Consider the following 14,961-nt stretch of genomic DNA (forward strand, 5'->3'; position numbering starts at 1 on the left):
ATAATAAATTCCGTTTCTGTATCGAATTTCACTGTCAGCATAAAAATGGTGAAGTAAAATCGAAAGCTTTTGAAACTGCATAAGTGTTAACAAACAAATCAAAACTGGTTATCAACACTATTCATGAGCCGTAAATTATAAATTTTAATAAAGGGTATTAAGTTGGCTCTAAATAAAGCAGACGGATAACTAAATGGTTACTTAGGTTACATTGTTGCTTGGTTTACGATAGGGAGGCATTACCCTCCCTATTTTACCTTTCTCAATATAGAGGCTGTTAGCCTTGAGAAAGATTACTTAGTCATACGCGCTGCAACTGTATCCAACGCTTCTTTGACTGATTGACGACCATTGACCACATTACCAATTGCCGCTTTTTCTGCGTACCAGAACGCTGACATTTGAGAAATGTTCGGCATGATTTCGCCAGTTTCGGCATTCGCCATTGTTGCTGCAATGCGTGGGTCTTTGGCTAGCTCTTCTTGGTAAGATTTCAGAGCAACCGCACCTAGTGGCGTGTCATCATTTACCGCTTTCAAGCCTTCTTGAGTCAGCATGTAGTTTTCGATGAATTCCACCGCAAGGTCTTTGTTTGGTGACGCAGAGCTGATACCCGCGGTTAATACACCGACAAATGGTTTTGATGGCTTGCCGTTAAACATTGGCAAGGTTGTCACGCCATAGTTAACGCCCGCTTTATCGATGTTTGCCCAAGACCAAGGACCATTGATTGTCATTGCCACTTCGCCTTTATTAAAGCCTGATTCAGCAATGGTGTAATCTACGTCTGGTGAGATAACTTTTTGATCCACTAAGCCTTTAACAAAAGACATCGCATTTTGCGCACCTTCATTGTTTACGCCTACATCTTTAGTGTTGTATGCGCCATTTTCAAATTTGAACGCATAGCCACCGTCTGATGCAAGGATCGGCCAAGTGAAGAATGGTTCAGATAGGTTCCACATGATGGCATGCTTACCTTCTTTTTGTAGCTTCTTATCTAAAGCCGCAATGTCTTCCCAATTTTTAGGCGGTGTTTTGATAATGTCTTTATTGTAAATAAGAGAAAGGGATTCAACCGCAACTGGGTAACCGATGTACTTACCTTCGTAAGACACGGCATCCCATGTGAAATCTGAGAATTTAGCTTTAAAGTCAGCCGATGGTTTCACTTCCGCTAACAAACCAGCTTGTGCGTAACCACCAAAACGGTCATGCGCCCAAAGAACAATATCAGGACCATCACCGGTTGATGCTAATTGAGGGAATTTTTCTTCTAACTTATCAGGGTGTGCCACAGTCACTTTAATACCTGTGTCTGCTTCAAACTTTTTACCGACTTCAGCAAGACCGTTATAACCTTTGTCACCATTAATCCAGATGGTCAACTGGCCTTCTTCGATGGCAGCGTGGGCACTTACGCCACTTAAAGCAAGGCTACATAAGATGGCTGTATTGAGGATTTTCTTCATGTCCATGATCCTTTCTATTGTTCTTGTTTAGGTGTTACGCACTTAAGTAGGGTCGTAACACAGGTAATACCGTTTGGTATGAGAAAATATTGCGCCAATTAGGAATCCGCTACATCCTCCTAACTTCTACGCCCCCCAGAGCCAAGCTAATTTTTGTGAGCTTGGTTAACAATATTTTTCTACACTCGCCCAAAACGGTCGATTAATGTGAGCAGCCGCACATCATACTCACTAATTTAGGCCGCATTTTACTACAAATAAAAAAGTGTGATCTATGCACTCATCCCCCTCTGTACCCCAAAAATTAAATGTCTAAGGAGGAGGTTTATTGGTTTATTTTCGGTATGATGAATTTCACAGTCGCAATTTATATCAGCCCGAGTGATATAAATAACGCATTGATTAATAATTACATTTGAATGAGAACAATCTAATAACAACTCTCATTTCAATATAGAAAACAGATTAGAAAAATAACCAGAAGGAAAGCCAGATGACGAGTGTGACTCTGCGGAAAGTATGTAAAGCGTATGGAGACAACCTCATTTCTAAAGATGTTGATTTAGATATTCATGACGGCGAATTTGTCGTATTTGTTGGCCCATCAGGCTGTGGTAAATCCACATTATTACGCTGCATTGCAGGTTTAGAAGATATTACCTCTGGTGAGCTCTTTATCGGCGACACAAAAATGAATGACGTGCCACCTTCTGAACGTGGCGTTGGCATGGTATTCCAATCTTATGCGCTTTATCCGCACCTCAATTTATTCGATAACATGTCGTTTGGTTTAAAGCTGGCAAAAGAAGATAAAGCGAAAATCAAATCTCGAGTCGATCATGCTGCCGACATCTTGCAACTGGGTCACTTACTTGAGCGTAAGCCTAAAGCCCTTTCAGGCGGTCAGCGTCAACGTGTTGCCATTGGTCGTACTTTGGTTGCTCAACCTGAAGTGTTCTTATTAGATGAACCACTATCTAACCTAGATGCCGCTCTTCGTGTACAAATGCGTATTGAACTGGCCAAGCTACACAAAAAGCTGGGCTGTACTATGATTTATGTAACTCACGATCAGGTCGAAGCAATGACCATGGCCGATAAAATCGTCGTGCTAGATGGTGGTAGCGTCTCTCAAGTGGGTAAACCATTAGAACTGTATCACTACCCAAAAAACCGCTTTGTAGCCGGCTTTATTGGCTCACCAAAAATGAACTTCATTAACGTACAAGTGAAAGAAGTGGAAGCCGAACGCGTCAAAGTTGAACTTGCCAGCCAAGCTTCTTTCTGGATACCAGTAGACGGATCTACCGTCACCGTTGGCTCACGTATGTCACTTGGCGTTCGTCCTGAGCACCTATTACCAAGTGGTGATGGTGATGTGGTTATCAAAGGTAAAGTGCAAGTGGTTGAGAAATTAGGTAATGAAACTCAAGTGTACGTAAACCTTGATCATGTCGATGCCGATTTTATCTATCGTGAAAACGATACATTAGATGTAGAAGCAGGCGATAAATTTGAAATAGGCATTCCAGCAAATCGTTGTCACTTATTCCATAGTGATGGCCGTGCTTGTAAGCGTCTATTCCAAGAACGCGGTGTTTAGTCCTCACTGCACCAATTAGCCTTAAATTTGGTTAATTAAGTAATTTTAGTTTCATATATCTGCCTTTTTATGCCCTGAGTGATCATTGTAGCTCAGGGATTTTTTTGCTTTAAAATCAATAGAATAAAAACATCCCTGTGAATTAACACCATAAAATCCATAAGCACCATTTTTTTGTGGCGTTAAATTGCTCCTGCTCTCATTTCAATTTTGCCATCACTTCTATTATCTCCTGCAAGAAACATTTCATTAACAAATTCAGATTTAATGTTTCTCGATAACAAGAATTAAATGCCACGACTCTTAATTCAAATAAAGGACATTAGAAAAGGATGTAAGTTTATGTTGAAACTCAAACAACTCTTTGCGGGTGCCATATTAGCAAGTACCGCACTTTTACCAATAACAGCTGCAAACGCACAAGATTACCCTCCTCATACAATTAATATGGTTGCTCCAGCTGGCGCAGGTGGTGGCTGGGATCTCACCATTCGCACGGTTGCGAAAACACTCAAAGACACCGGTATTGTCACTAGCAATATGCCTGTGATTAACCGTCCTGGTGGCGGTGGTGCAGTCAACCTTGCCTATATGCAAACACAAAAAGGAAAAGGCGACCTGATTTCGGTTTATTCGCCACCGATTCTGTTAACGAACCTAACTGGCCTGACGCAATACAGCTATCAAGATACGACCCCTATCGCACGTTTGATCACCGATTACGCGGCATTTGTTGTACCAGAAAACTCAAAGTACACCTCAATTAAACAGGTAATGGATGCTCTGAAAAAAGATCCTAAATCCGTCAAAATCGGTGGTACTTCTGCAGCGGGTTCTATGGACCACATTCAATTTTTATTAGTGGCTAAAGCCGCTGGCGTCGAGAACTTACGTCAAATTGATTATGTTTCGTTTCAAGATGGCAGCTTGGTCGCACAAGCGCTTGGCGGTCACGTTGACCTCATTTCAACCGGTTTAGGTGATGTCGCAGGCTTAGTCGAAAGCGGCAAATTAAAAGCCTTAGCGCAAACCGCAGATAAACGTGTCGGTAAAGATCAAATTTCACAAATTCCAACCGTAAAAGAAGAAGGCATTGATGTGACTTTCGAAAACTGGCGCGGACTGTTTGGCCCTAAAGACATGCCAGCCGAAGCGGTAAGCTACTGGCAAGATGCAATTCAAAAAATGGTTCAGTCATCAGAGTGGAAAGAAGCGCTAGCACGCAATGGCTGGGATGATGCTTACCAAAACGATAAAGATTTCAACGCTTTCCTAGGCAAAACAAACGAGCAATATAAAACGCTGATTAAAGAAGTGTTTGGTCGATAATCCCCTCAAATACGACTTTCACTATTGCTCTCAAAAGGCTGTGTTTGCAGCCTTTTCTTAACGTAATTGCTATCGAGTCAACGATCCAAGCGATTCAAATTAACGCCTATTTATTGTTTAGAGGTAACAATATGTCTCATCAGCAAGATAGATCTATCCAAAAATCAGCAAACTGGGATGGCTTAACAGGCCTATTCAGCATTGTGTTTGGTTTAGCCTACGGCGGTTATGCCTACAACCTGCCACAACCTATGTTTGGTAATCCACTAGAAGCGATTTTTATGCCATTGGTGATTTCAGCGATTGCCATTTTTATTGGTGTATTGTTGGTGATCAAAGGTGGCATTAGCCCATCCATTGCCGCAGTCAAAGCCATGCTAAATGAGAATGCGCAACATAAAGCCAACCGCCGCAAAATCGCTATTACTTGCGTGATTTGCTTAATCTACGCCGTGACATTTGACCCACTAGGCTACGTGATCAGCACCTTTATTTTCATGTATGCCATGCTTATGGTGACTTGTGGCACCAGTGCCTGGAAGAAAAGTGCCATCATCGCTTTGGCGTTTTCAGTCGGCGTGTTTGTGACGTTTAACGAACTGTTATCCGTCAACCTTCCTCCTTTCCCATTTTTTAATTAACGGAGCTAAATCATGACGGATATTTTAGCGAGTTTAATGGATGGCTTTGGCATCGCGCTCCAACCTTATTACCTCTTTTTAATCGTACTCGGCGGTATATTAGGTACGGTCATTGGCATGCTACCCGGCCTCGGCCCTGCTACTGGTGTCGCAGTATTACTACCTATGACATTCTCGATGGGGCCAACCGCTTCTCTGATTACGATGACCGGCGTTTATATTGGCGCGATGTTTGGCGGTTCGCGCAGTTCGATTCTCATCAATACACCGGGAGATGGCGCTGCACTGGCTGCCACCTTTGATGGTTACCCAATGGCGATGAAAGGCCGTGCAGAAGCCGCTCTTGCCATCTCAGCGATTGCGTCCTTAATCGGCGGAACCATTGCTGCGGTATTAATGACCTTACTTGCTGAACCAGTGGCGAGCTTTGCCATTAAGTTTGGCCCTGCAGAATACTTCTTACTGATGGTAGCAGCGCTTTCCATGACGGTCTCTATGTCAAAAGGCAATATGCTGAAAGGTTTCTTGTCCATGTGTATTGGCCTTGCGATTTCAACCGTTGGTATTGATGGTCAATCTGGCTTAGAACGTTTCACTTTTGGCAGCTTAGAGTTGCAGACTGGTATTGATTTCTTAGTGGTGATCATTGGTATTTACGCCATGGGTGAAGTATTTAAGAGCTTCAAAACGCTGAGCGATGGCAGTAAAAATGTGCAAACTGAGTTCAAAAAGATTTGGATCAATAAAGAAGAATGGCAACGTTCCAAATGGCCAATTCTGCGTAGCGCCCCCGTCGGTTTTATCATCGGGGCACTACCGGGTGCGGGCGGCACAATGGCCTCACTCATGTGTTACAACAATGAGAAGCAACTGTCTAAAAATAAAGATGAATTTGGCAAAGGGGCGATTGAAGGCTTAGCGGCGCCAGAATCGGCCAATAACGCCGCCTCAATCGGTGCGATGATCCCTATGCTGTCACTTGGCGTTCCAGGTTCAGGTACCACTGCGGTAATGATGGGCGCACTACTCATGCTAGGCATTCAACCTGGACCATTGCTATTTACTCAACATCCAGATACCGCTTGGGGCTTAATCGCCAGTATGTTCGTAGCTAACATCATTTTGGCTATCGTCAACATCCCTCTGGCTGGCGTATTGGTTCGCTTGCTCGCAATCCCAGCCAAAGTGCTTTATCCCATCGTACTTGGCCTTGCGTTTGTGGGGTGTTATGCAATCAGCACAGCGGTGATGGATTTCTACATCTTAATCATTCTTGGTATTGCCGGAGTGATTATGGGCCGCGCTAATATTCCAACGGCACCCATGATCTTAGCCGCGATTGTTGGCAGCCAAATGGAACAATCATTCCGCCAAGCATTTAGAATTTCGAACCAAGATCTGACCATTTTCTCTCAGTCAGGTATTGCGCAAATTCTTTTAGTGGTCATAGCATTATCTATCTTGTTACCTATTTTCGGATTCATTCGTACCAAGATGACGCAAAAGCCTGTCACCAATTAATCGTTTTTCCTTTGTAAACTTATGGGTCTTATCCGCCCCTTTGCCCAGACTTCGTGTTTGGGCTTTTTTTTGCATTAAGCCATGTCTAGGGTCTATTGATTTGTAAAACTTCGCCGTACTCGCACTTTTCAATAAAACTCATTACTAAAGCTCGAAAACCGTCACTGTCTCTTTGTTTACTTTTGGTTAACATAACGCGATATTTTTTGATCATAAGTGGTAGCCATGAACAAAATCGCCTTCCGGACGAAAGTTTTCTTATTGCTGTTTAGCCTATTGTGCGTCCAAGTCGCGGTGATGGTATGGCAATTCGATAGAACTTTACTCGAATCGATCAAGCATCAAGTCGGCACTCGTGCTTTAGTTCAAGCCAAAGAAATTGCCTCCGATCCTGAGCTAATAAAACAAGTCCAGCAGCGTGATATTTCAGGCATCAAACCGCATATTGAACGGCTAGCTAAAATTTCTGATGCCAGCTTTATCGTCATCGGTGACAAGCAAGGAATACGTCTTGCTCACCCTACCCCAACCAGTGTCGGACACCCAATGCAAGGCGGGGATAACGTTGGTGTATTAGAGCGTGGCGAATCCTATGTCACGTTGCGTGAAGGTAGCCTAGGCTATGGTTTACGCGGCAAAACCCCTATTTTCGATGAAAATCATGAGATTATTGGCGTGGTATCCGTCGGCTACTTATTAAACCGTTTTGATCAATGGCTCAACAATTATATGCAGCCGCTATTAATTGAAATGGTCGTGATTCTTTTGCTTACCATGATCGCGTCTTGGGCATTCTCCCGCCACATTCAACAACAAATGAATGGCATGGAGCCGCATCAAATCGCTTTAGCCCTCAATTTACAAAAATCGATTTTAAGTTCAGTCTATGAAGGCGTGATAGCGATTGATAGCCAAGGCTACTTTCTCGCACTCAATGATTCAGCTCGAAAAATCATCGGTACGCAGCATGATATGCATTATTTAAAAAAGCGCCAAATCATCGAATATGTTGCAAACAGTGAGTTCTTTTTCCATCAACCTTTAGACGAAAATTTAAAAGATGAAATGATTCAGCTGAATGGACACAACTTAATTGCCAATCGAGTCGCTATTTTCAATCAGCAACAAATCATAGGCTGGGTGATCAGTTTTCGTGCCAAAGACGAAATCTATTCACTCACCACTGACCTCACTCAAATTAAGCAATACAGTGATAATTTGCGTGTTCAAAGGCACGAATATTCTAATCGCCTAGCGACCATTTCCGGGCTTCTACAAATGGGGAAGATTGATGAAGTTCAGTCACTAATTGCGAGTGAAAACAGCAACAAGCAACAACTGCTCGATTTTGTTCAACGTCATATTGAGCTTGATCAGGTCGCAGGTTTATTATTAGGAAAATCATTACGAGCCAAAGAGTTAGGGTTAAAACTGCAGTTAGATCCGACTTGTCAATTAAGCCATCTTAACTGCAATTTATCAGAAACCGAATTGTGCGCCATTTTAGGCAACCTGATTGAAAATGCTTTTGATAGCACACTGAAAAATGCCAACAGTTCACGAGTTGTGGAAGTGTTACTCTCTGATGCGGGTCAAGACTTAGTGATTGAAGTGACCGATAACGGCACGGGTATTGATGCAGAAACCGTCGATCATATTTGGAAAAGAGGGTTTACCTGCAAACCCGATAAACACCATCACGGCATTGGTCTGTATTTAGTGAATCAATATGTGACACAGGCAAACGGCATTGTGACCGTCAACGATGCGGAACCTCAAGGCTGTATATTTTCTGTCTTTATTCCAAACCAAGCAGATAGCCCTCAGTAAAGGAAAATCCATGGAACAAATTGACGTATTGATCGTTGAAGACGATAGCAAAATTGCGGAAATACATGCTGAAATGCTAAGGCAAACAACACGCTTTAATCCAGTAGGCATTGCCGAAACCTTGCAAATGGCACGCGTGATGGTGAAAGTCCATAAGCCCCATCTCATCATTTTAGATAACTACTTACCTGATGGACTTGGGATCGATTTTTTCCGTGACATCGTGGCAGATAAAACCACCAGCAAAACTGACATTGTGTTAATTACCGCTTCAGATGAAATCGACACCGTAAAATCGGCAATGAAACTCGGCTGTTTCGACTACCTACTAAAACCTGTGTCGTACAGTCGATTGCAAGAAACATTGGAACGTTATTTATCACTCAATAATGCTATGAAAGCTTTCGATAATCTAGAGCAACGCCAAATTGATGACCTATTCAATATGAAGCTGCGTGATAAGCAACAAAGCCAATTGCCCAAAGGTATTGAAAGCCTCACTTTGGATAAGATCAAACGGGTATTTTCACAAAATATTGGCACCAAATATACGGTCGATCAACTCAGCCAAGCAGTTGGTATTGGTAAAACCACTGCTCGCCGATATTTAGAATATTGCACCGCCAACGGGTTATTAACCGCAGAAAACGAATACGGTAAAGTTGGCCGACCAGAAAGAGTGTATGTGAAGCTAGAATAGTGCACAAATGAAACACTTTTTTGATATATTAGAACTTCATTTTCCATAGGATTTTACTCAATGATGAAGCCTAATACTGACAATTTATTTACCCGCTTACCGGTTGTGTTTGCTCTCGCCATTTTATGTACCTTTTTATGGGGCAGCGCTTACCCGGCAATCAAGACAGGTTACGCTTTACTGGCTATTGAACAACATGATGTGGCTTCACAAATGGTGTTTGCTGGGCAACGTTTCTTGCTGGCAGGTTTGATCTTATTAGTTCTTGCTCGTTTGCTTAACAAACCACAGTTAAAACTTACCCTTCCAAAATTCAGCCAACTTGCAGCACTCGGCTTAACGCAAACGACGCTACAGTATATTTTCTTCTATATTGGTTTGGCTTATACGACTGGGGTTAAAGCCTCGATTCTTAATGCGACGGGCACCTTCTTTAGTGTGTTGTTGGCGCATTTCATTTATCACAATGACCGCCTGACACATCGGAAGTTACTGGGCTGCACAGTTGGTTTCGCTGGCGTGTTCTTGGTGAACTTTAACCAATCTTTGCTTGATTTTCAGTTTAGCCTAGCTGGTGAAGGGTCTATTGTATTAGCAGCGTTCTTCTTAGCCTCAGCTTCTATCTACGGTAAGCGTTTATCGCAAAAGATGGATGCCATGCTAATGACAGGCTGGCAACTGAGTTTAGGTGGTGCAGCTTTACTATTGATTGGCTACTTGTCAGGTGGACATAGTGGTGAGTTTCATGTCGCTAGTGTCTTATTGCTTATTTATTTGGCTTTATTGTCATCGGCTGCGTTTGCGGTTTGGAGTGTATTACTCAAATACAATCCGGTAGGAATGGTGACCATTTTTAACTTCCTTATCCCAATCTTCGGTAGCTTACTATCTGCGCTGTTTCTACATGAGAACATCTTCGAGTGGAAAAACCTTATCGCGTTAGTACTTGTTTGCTCAGGGATTTATCTGGTTACTCGCAAAGCCAAACCCGCGTTATAACCGCATAAAAAGCAAAAGTTTACTCATTAGGTTGGCATTTTTCGGTCATAATCGTGAAATGCTAACCGGCTCACAAATTCCCCTCTAGTGTGCAGAATCTCTCAAAAATTTACGCCATACCACACCATTTCTGTTCAAGATCACATTCGGTTTAAAAATCCTTGTCACAGAGTGTGATCACCGCACTCATCCTCCCGCTCTACTCCCCTACGCCTCTGGCTTTAGGAGGATGTTCAAAACCCTCGTCTGAAACATGATTACTCCATCGCTGGATGACAAAGCTAAAAACGAAATTAAGCATTCAGAGATTCACAACCCCAGCATCAATTCAAGATGAATTCAAACGCTGGGCATGATGAAACAATATAAAGGATTGTAATTATGAAGACCCTCAAAGTTTGTTTAACTGCTGCTGCAGTATCTTCTGCTCTACTCGCTTCTAGTGCAATGGCAGTTGGTGTTGATTTCCACGGTTATATGCGTGCTGGTGCTGGTGTAAGCGCACACGGTGGTGCTAACGAATCTTACGAAAAGAATAAAGTTGGTCGTCTAGGTAACGAAGACGATGTGTACGGCGAAATCCAACTTGATACCACTCCTATTAAAGCCGGTGACAGTGCAGAATTTATCGTAAGCTCAATGATCGCATACGGCTCTGATGGTTCAAACGGCTGGGAATCAGCGCGTGATGATGACAACGGTGCCGATGTTGCTCTAGCACAGTTCAACGTACAAGCTAAAGGCCTACTCGATTTCGATAAAGAAGCGGTGCTTTGGGCAGGTAAACGTTACTACCAACGTCAAGATATCCATATCACTGACTTCTACTACTGGAACACATCTGGTGGCGCAGGCGGCGGTATTGAAAATGTGACTGTAGGCCCAGGTAAGTTATCTTTTGCCTTCATGCGTGATGATTCACTAGGCAATGACATGGGTATCGATGGTGTGAACCAGAATGTGAACATCAATAACTTTGACCTTCGCTATGCTGGTCTGGGTTTATGGCAAGATGCATCATTAGAATTAGGTGTTAACTACTACATGGTTAACGAAAGTGATGACCAAGAAGATGCAGATTTTGATGGCGAAGATAGCGTAATGGCAACCGCGGTTATCACTCAAGGTAACTTCTTCGGTGGCTTCAACAAAACTGTATTCCAATTTGGTACTAACGGTGCTGCATCTGGTATGGCTGGTTTAGGTTCAGGTAGCTGGATCCCTGCGGTTTCTGACGGAGATACTGGTTTCCGTGTGATTAACTTCGGTGTAGTAGATTTAAGCGAGAACTGGGATTTCGGTCACCAAGTAATGTTTGCTCAAAGCTCTTATGAAGGCGATAAAAAAGACCACCAGTTTGCTAACATCGTAATGCGCCCTATTTATAACTGGTCAGAAACCGTGAAAACTGAGTTCGAAGCTGGTTACTACAATGAAACTAACCAATGGGGTACGGACGGTGCTGACAACGAAGGTGCGAAATTCACCGTTGCACAAGCATGGACTGCTGGCTCTGGCTTCTGGGCTCGTCCTGAAATCCGCGTTTACGCATCTTACGTGAATGATTTCGAGAACGACAACCGCTTTGGTAGCGACCAATCTGACGAACTATCAGTCGGTATCCAAGCTGAAGCATGGTGGTAAGCCTAAACGTTTAAGCTAAAACACTTCGCCAGCACTTTCGCTGGCGTTGTGCGTTACAATAATTCTTTTTATAACGTTACTCGATAACGAACAGAAATATTAAAGAGGCATTATGTCTGTATTCACAAATCAACCTGTTTCTGCTCAAGCAGCAGCGTCTTCTGCCGATGTGATTTTACATGCCTTTGATTGGTCTTATCAAAAAGTGGCCAATGAAGCCGAGCGTATTGCTCAACTAGGCTATGATTCCGTATTGGTTTCTCCTGCGATGACATCCCCTGCTCATTCAGAATGGTGGAATCGCTATCAACCTCAAGATTATCGTGTGATCAACAATCCACTCGGTAACACCCATGATTTTATTGCTATGCAGCAAGCCTTGGCCGCGCAAGGCATCCGTTTGTATCTGGATGTGGTGTTCAATCATATGGCGAATGAATCACACGTACGTACTGATTTAACCTACCCTAATGCTGAGACACTTGCACAATATCAAGCGCAAGCTGAACACTTTAATTCACTAAAATTATTTGGCGATCTATCTCAGCCGTTATTTACTGAGCAAGACTTTGAGCCCGCTTTCCCTATCACCAACTGGCTTGATGCGAGTGAAGTACAGAAAGGTCGTTTAAGTAGCAGTGAGACCGATCCTGGCCTACCGACGCTAGCCCCGACCAATAATGTTGTCGCGCAGCAACAATCCTACATTCAAGCGATGAAAACACTCGGCGTAACCGGCTTTCGAATTGATGCGGCTAAACATTTATCGCCTGACCATATTGCCAAAGTATGGACCGATGACATTTGCCAAGGAGTAAAGATCTTTAGTGAGATCATCACAGATGGCGGTGAAGGCAAAACCGAATACGAAGTGTTCTTAAAGCCATTTATTCAAACCACTTGTTTTGATGCTTATGACTTTCCGCTATTCCATAAGTTGCTCAACGTATTTAAATACGACGGCAGTATGACGTCACTACAAGATTTGAAAGAACAAGGTCAATGCTTAGAGGCCAAGCGTGCGATTACATTTGCGGTTACGCATGATATTCCGAACAACGATGTGTTCCGTAATCAAATGCTGTCTCCGCAACAAGAACAACTTGTGTATTGTTACCTGCTAGGCTGTAGTGATGGCGCACCGCTGATTTATACAGACCAGAACACCAGTAACGATCTTGATGCGCTTGGCTACCCACGTTGGGAGCAAAGCTGGCACGATAATACCCTACTTAAAATGATTCAGTTCCATAAGAAGGTGCATGGGCAACCTGTGCATATTCTAAAAGCAACGGACGATGTGTTGGTGGTATTAAGGGGCACTGAAGAAAAGCCCGTCGGCATTGTTGCTATCAATAAAGGTAATGAGGAACACCAAATTAACTTACCTAATGGTGCCTTCAGTGCAAATCAATTTAACATGTGGCTTGGTGGTGATGATCTATTGCAACACACATTAACGCTTCCCGCTCAATCTGGAGTAATGTTGTTGGCTTAAGTTTCTTAGATTCTTAGGCTCAATAATTCACGCTGAAATGAATAAAAGCCAGTAGTTACCGTGTGTACTACTGGCTTTTTAGTCTGTGTAACTTTTAGTTTATGTAACTTTTAGTCTGTGTAACATCGTGCTCGAACTAACACGCCGTCATCATGTTAGAAACCATTTTAAATGCGGTGGTTGGCATAGGTTTTATTTCACTTAAGTACTCATGAATCTCTTTTGGTGTGAGCGTACAGCCGCGATCAGCAAAATGCATGATTTGATAAGTTGTGGCAATTTTAGCAATGGTGAATCGATCACGGCTTGGATCAAAAGGAGAAAACATCCAACGTAAGTTAGCAACTTGATCTTCGGTAGCGTATTCAGGTTTAGTAAATGGGTAAACGTTCGTCATGTCTTTGTCCTCTTGCCATTGATTCATCAGATCTTCAAGACAAATGACTCGCTTTAGCTATAACGAAAACCATCAAAACTTGCCTCAAAAATCACTGTTTAAATATACAGTATTTTTTGAGGCTGTCTAATTTTATTTGTGGTTAATTTGCGTATCGTGGTTAGAAAATTCTCACTCCTTATCGAAGCTATCCACCACAATTGCGCCCATTGAAGCGGGCATTGCAATAAGAATCAATCGTTTAAAGGCCAGTAATGGGTCAGACTCTAGGGGCAGTTTATCCAGTGTCACTAACACAAGTGCCACTACGAATATCGTTAACAGATAAGCAATCACAATACGCAGAAAGAAAGCCAGTAAACGGCGCTTTACATCACTTTGGAACACGCTCTGATAGGCATAAAAGCCTAAAAATATGATCGAGATGGCAAACAGCATGGCGACATTTTCTAGCGGTAAGGTTTTGCTCAAGTCCCAGGCTTCTTCAGAAAATGAAATCGGCACCGCAAGCGTAAATGCACCAATAATAACTTGGCTGGCATCTTCCCAGTTAAAATTGAGTTTCATAGTCATCCCCCAAGGTTTACCGCTACAGCATCCACACCACGCGAATGGCTAAGGCGATCAGTACCACGCCGGAAATTCTGTCAATCCATTGCGCTTTATTTCGTAACGTTTCTAATAATAATTGACTAGAAAGCATGAACGTAATCAAGGTATACCATAAACCATCGACCAAAAATGGCGTCATAACAATAATAGCTTTACTGCTGGTTTCTGCGCTGACAGCCACAAACTGACTGAACAAGGCAGTAAAAAAGATGGCAATTTTCGGGCTCAAAATAGAAATCAAAAACCCCTCTTTGGCTGATTGCGCCACCGAACAAGTTTGTCCTTTCTCTAATCGTTCCGCAATGCCCCCTTTTGATTGCAGCGCATTAAAGCCCAACCACGCTAAATAAGCGGCACCGGCATACGTTATGACTTTGAACACCAGTGGAAATTGGTGCAATAAAATCGCCAAACCGAGAATGGTAAATAATGCGTATAAGCCGATGCCAAAAGCATGAGCCCAAGCGGTGGCTAACCCATTTTTACGTCCACCCGCTAGGCTATGTTTTGCCACCATGGCGAGGCTTGGCCCTGGTGACATAGCACCTAATAGGCAAATTAATAATAGCGACATCCAAATACTAACGGTCATGGGAATCCTTTTTCATTTTTATATGCTTTGCGCTTAATCGCATTCTGCATTGTAATCAAAAAATTATCACTAAAGATCAACAGCCTCGAAAAAAATCCGTATGATGTAAAAAGCATAAAAATG

General features: G+C 42.8%; 13 protein-coding genes. 9 read left to right on the forward strand and 4 right to left on the reverse strand.

Translation table 11 applies throughout. The features are described 5' to 3' along the window. Nucleotides 1–293: 293 nt before the first annotated feature. Nucleotides 294–1,472 carry a maltose/maltodextrin ABC transporter substrate-binding protein MalE gene (malE, locus tag Vgang_RS14835; protein WP_105901609.1) on the reverse strand — a complete coding sequence of 393 codons (1,179 nt, stop codon included), beginning with the start codon at nt 1,470–1,472 and terminating at the stop codon, nt 294–296. A 493-nt stretch (nt 1,473–1,965) separates the two neighbouring features. Here malE and malK point away from each other — a divergent pair, with 493 nt between their 5' ends. From malK to Vgang_RS14880, 9 genes are all read left to right on the forward strand, one after another. Continuing rightward, nucleotides 1,966–3,075, forward strand: a complete 1,110-nt coding sequence (gene malK / locus Vgang_RS14840) for a maltose/maltodextrin ABC transporter ATP-binding protein MalK (protein ID WP_105901610.1) — start codon at nt 1,966–1,968, stop codon at nt 3,073–3,075. A 342-nt stretch (nt 3,076–3,417) separates the two neighbouring features. Continuing rightward, nucleotides 3,418–4,404: a Bug family tripartite tricarboxylate transporter substrate binding protein gene (locus Vgang_RS14845; protein WP_105901611.1), complete on the forward strand. Its 987-nt coding sequence runs from the start codon at nt 3,418–3,420 to the stop codon at nt 4,402–4,404. A 131-nt stretch (nt 4,405–4,535) separates the two neighbouring features. Continuing rightward, nucleotides 4,536–5,045 carry a tripartite tricarboxylate transporter TctB family protein gene (locus Vgang_RS14850; protein ID WP_105901813.1) on the forward strand — a complete coding sequence of 170 codons (510 nt, stop codon included), beginning with the start codon at nt 4,536–4,538 and terminating at the stop codon, nt 5,043–5,045. A 12-nt stretch (nt 5,046–5,057) separates the two neighbouring features. After that, entirely contained in the window at nt 5,058–6,566 is a 1,509-nt protein-coding gene (locus Vgang_RS14855) for a tripartite tricarboxylate transporter permease (RefSeq protein WP_105901612.1), read from the forward strand. 225 nt (nt 6,567–6,791) lie between these two features. Continuing rightward, the gene (locus Vgang_RS14860; protein ID WP_105901613.1) at nt 6,792–8,396 is read left to right on the forward strand and encodes an ATP-binding protein; all 1,605 of its coding nucleotides are present in this window, start codon (nt 6,792–6,794) and stop codon (nt 8,394–8,396) included. A 10-nt stretch (nt 8,397–8,406) separates the two neighbouring features. Beyond that, nucleotides 8,407–9,096 carry a response regulator gene (locus Vgang_RS14865; protein ID WP_105901614.1) on the forward strand — a complete coding sequence of 230 codons (690 nt, stop codon included), beginning with the start codon at nt 8,407–8,409 and terminating at the stop codon, nt 9,094–9,096. 60 nt (nt 9,097–9,156) lie between these two features. Further along, nucleotides 9,157–10,095, forward strand: coding sequence for a DMT family transporter (locus tag Vgang_RS14870; RefSeq protein ID WP_211293969.1), 939 nt, complete (start codon nt 9,157–9,159; stop codon nt 10,093–10,095). Between the two features lie 381 nt (nt 10,096–10,476). Next, nucleotides 10,477–11,739, forward strand: a complete 1,263-nt coding sequence (lamB, locus tag Vgang_RS14875) for a maltoporin LamB (RefSeq protein ID WP_105901615.1) — start codon at nt 10,477–10,479, stop codon at nt 11,737–11,739. A gap of 112 nt (nt 11,740–11,851) precedes the next feature. Beyond that, nucleotides 11,852–13,237, forward strand: a complete 1,386-nt coding sequence (locus Vgang_RS14880; protein ID WP_105901616.1) for an alpha-amylase family glycosyl hydrolase — start codon at nt 11,852–11,854, stop codon at nt 13,235–13,237. A 136-nt stretch (nt 13,238–13,373) separates the two neighbouring features. On the opposite strand, the gene Vgang_RS14885 is transcribed toward Vgang_RS14880, so the two are convergent. The 3 genes from Vgang_RS14885 to Vgang_RS14895 all read right to left on the reverse strand — a co-directional run bounded on the left by Vgang_RS14885 (nt 13,374) and on the right by Vgang_RS14895 (nt 14,838). Beyond that, nucleotides 13,374–13,634 (reverse strand): hypothetical protein, encoded by a 261-nt coding sequence (locus tag Vgang_RS14885; protein WP_157946008.1) that lies wholly within the window; start codon nt 13,632–13,634, stop codon nt 13,374–13,376. 171 nt (nt 13,635–13,805) lie between these two features. Beyond that, complete coding sequence (locus Vgang_RS14890) at nt 13,806–14,201, reverse strand: DUF2391 family protein (RefSeq protein WP_105901618.1); 396 nt, start codon at nt 14,199–14,201, stop codon at nt 13,806–13,808. Between the two features lie 22 nt (nt 14,202–14,223). After that, nucleotides 14,224–14,838, reverse strand: a complete 615-nt coding sequence (locus tag Vgang_RS14895; RefSeq protein WP_105901619.1) for a LysE family translocator — start codon at nt 14,836–14,838, stop codon at nt 14,224–14,226. Nucleotides 14,839–14,961 lie beyond the last annotated feature (123 nt).

Source organism: Vibrio gangliei (assembly GCF_026001925.1).
In the GTDB taxonomy this organism is placed as follows: Bacteria; Pseudomonadota; Gammaproteobacteria; order Enterobacterales; family Vibrionaceae; genus Vibrio; species Vibrio gangliei.

Bases quoted from the DNA above. Each gene is read 5' to 3' on its own strand.
- malE (WP_105901609.1), bottom strand. From the start codon at position 1,472: ATGAAGAAAATCCTCAATACAGCCATCTTATGTAGCCTTGCTTTAAGT.
- Vgang_RS14895 (WP_105901619.1), bottom strand. From the start codon at position 14,838: ATGACCGTTAGTATTTGGATGTCGCTATTATTAATTTGCCTATTAGGT.
- malK (WP_105901610.1), top strand. From the start codon at position 1,966: ATGACGAGTGTGACTCTGCGGAAAGTATGTAAAGCGTATGGAGACAAC.
- Vgang_RS14850 (WP_105901813.1), top strand. From the start codon at position 4,536: ATGTCTCATCAGCAAGATAGATCTATCCAAAAATCAGCAAACTGGGAT.
- Vgang_RS14845 (WP_105901611.1), top strand. From the start codon at position 3,418: ATGTTGAAACTCAAACAACTCTTTGCGGGTGCCATATTAGCAAGTACC.
- Vgang_RS14860 (WP_105901613.1), top strand. From the start codon at position 6,792: ATGAACAAAATCGCCTTCCGGACGAAAGTTTTCTTATTGCTGTTTAGC.
- Vgang_RS14865 (WP_105901614.1), top strand. From the start codon at position 8,407: ATGGAACAAATTGACGTATTGATCGTTGAAGACGATAGCAAAATTGCG.
- lamB (WP_105901615.1), top strand. From the start codon at position 10,477: ATGAAGACCCTCAAAGTTTGTTTAACTGCTGCTGCAGTATCTTCTGCT.
- Vgang_RS14885 (WP_157946008.1), bottom strand. From the start codon at position 13,634: ATGACGAACGTTTACCCATTTACTAAACCTGAATACGCTACCGAAGAT.
- Vgang_RS14855 (WP_105901612.1), top strand. From the start codon at position 5,058: ATGACGGATATTTTAGCGAGTTTAATGGATGGCTTTGGCATCGCGCTC.
- Vgang_RS14880 (WP_105901616.1), top strand. From the start codon at position 11,852: ATGTCTGTATTCACAAATCAACCTGTTTCTGCTCAAGCAGCAGCGTCT.
- Vgang_RS14870 (WP_211293969.1), top strand. From the start codon at position 9,157: ATGATGAAGCCTAATACTGACAATTTATTTACCCGCTTACCGGTTGTG.
- Vgang_RS14890 (WP_105901618.1), bottom strand. From the start codon at position 14,201: ATGAAACTCAATTTTAACTGGGAAGATGCCAGCCAAGTTATTATTGGT.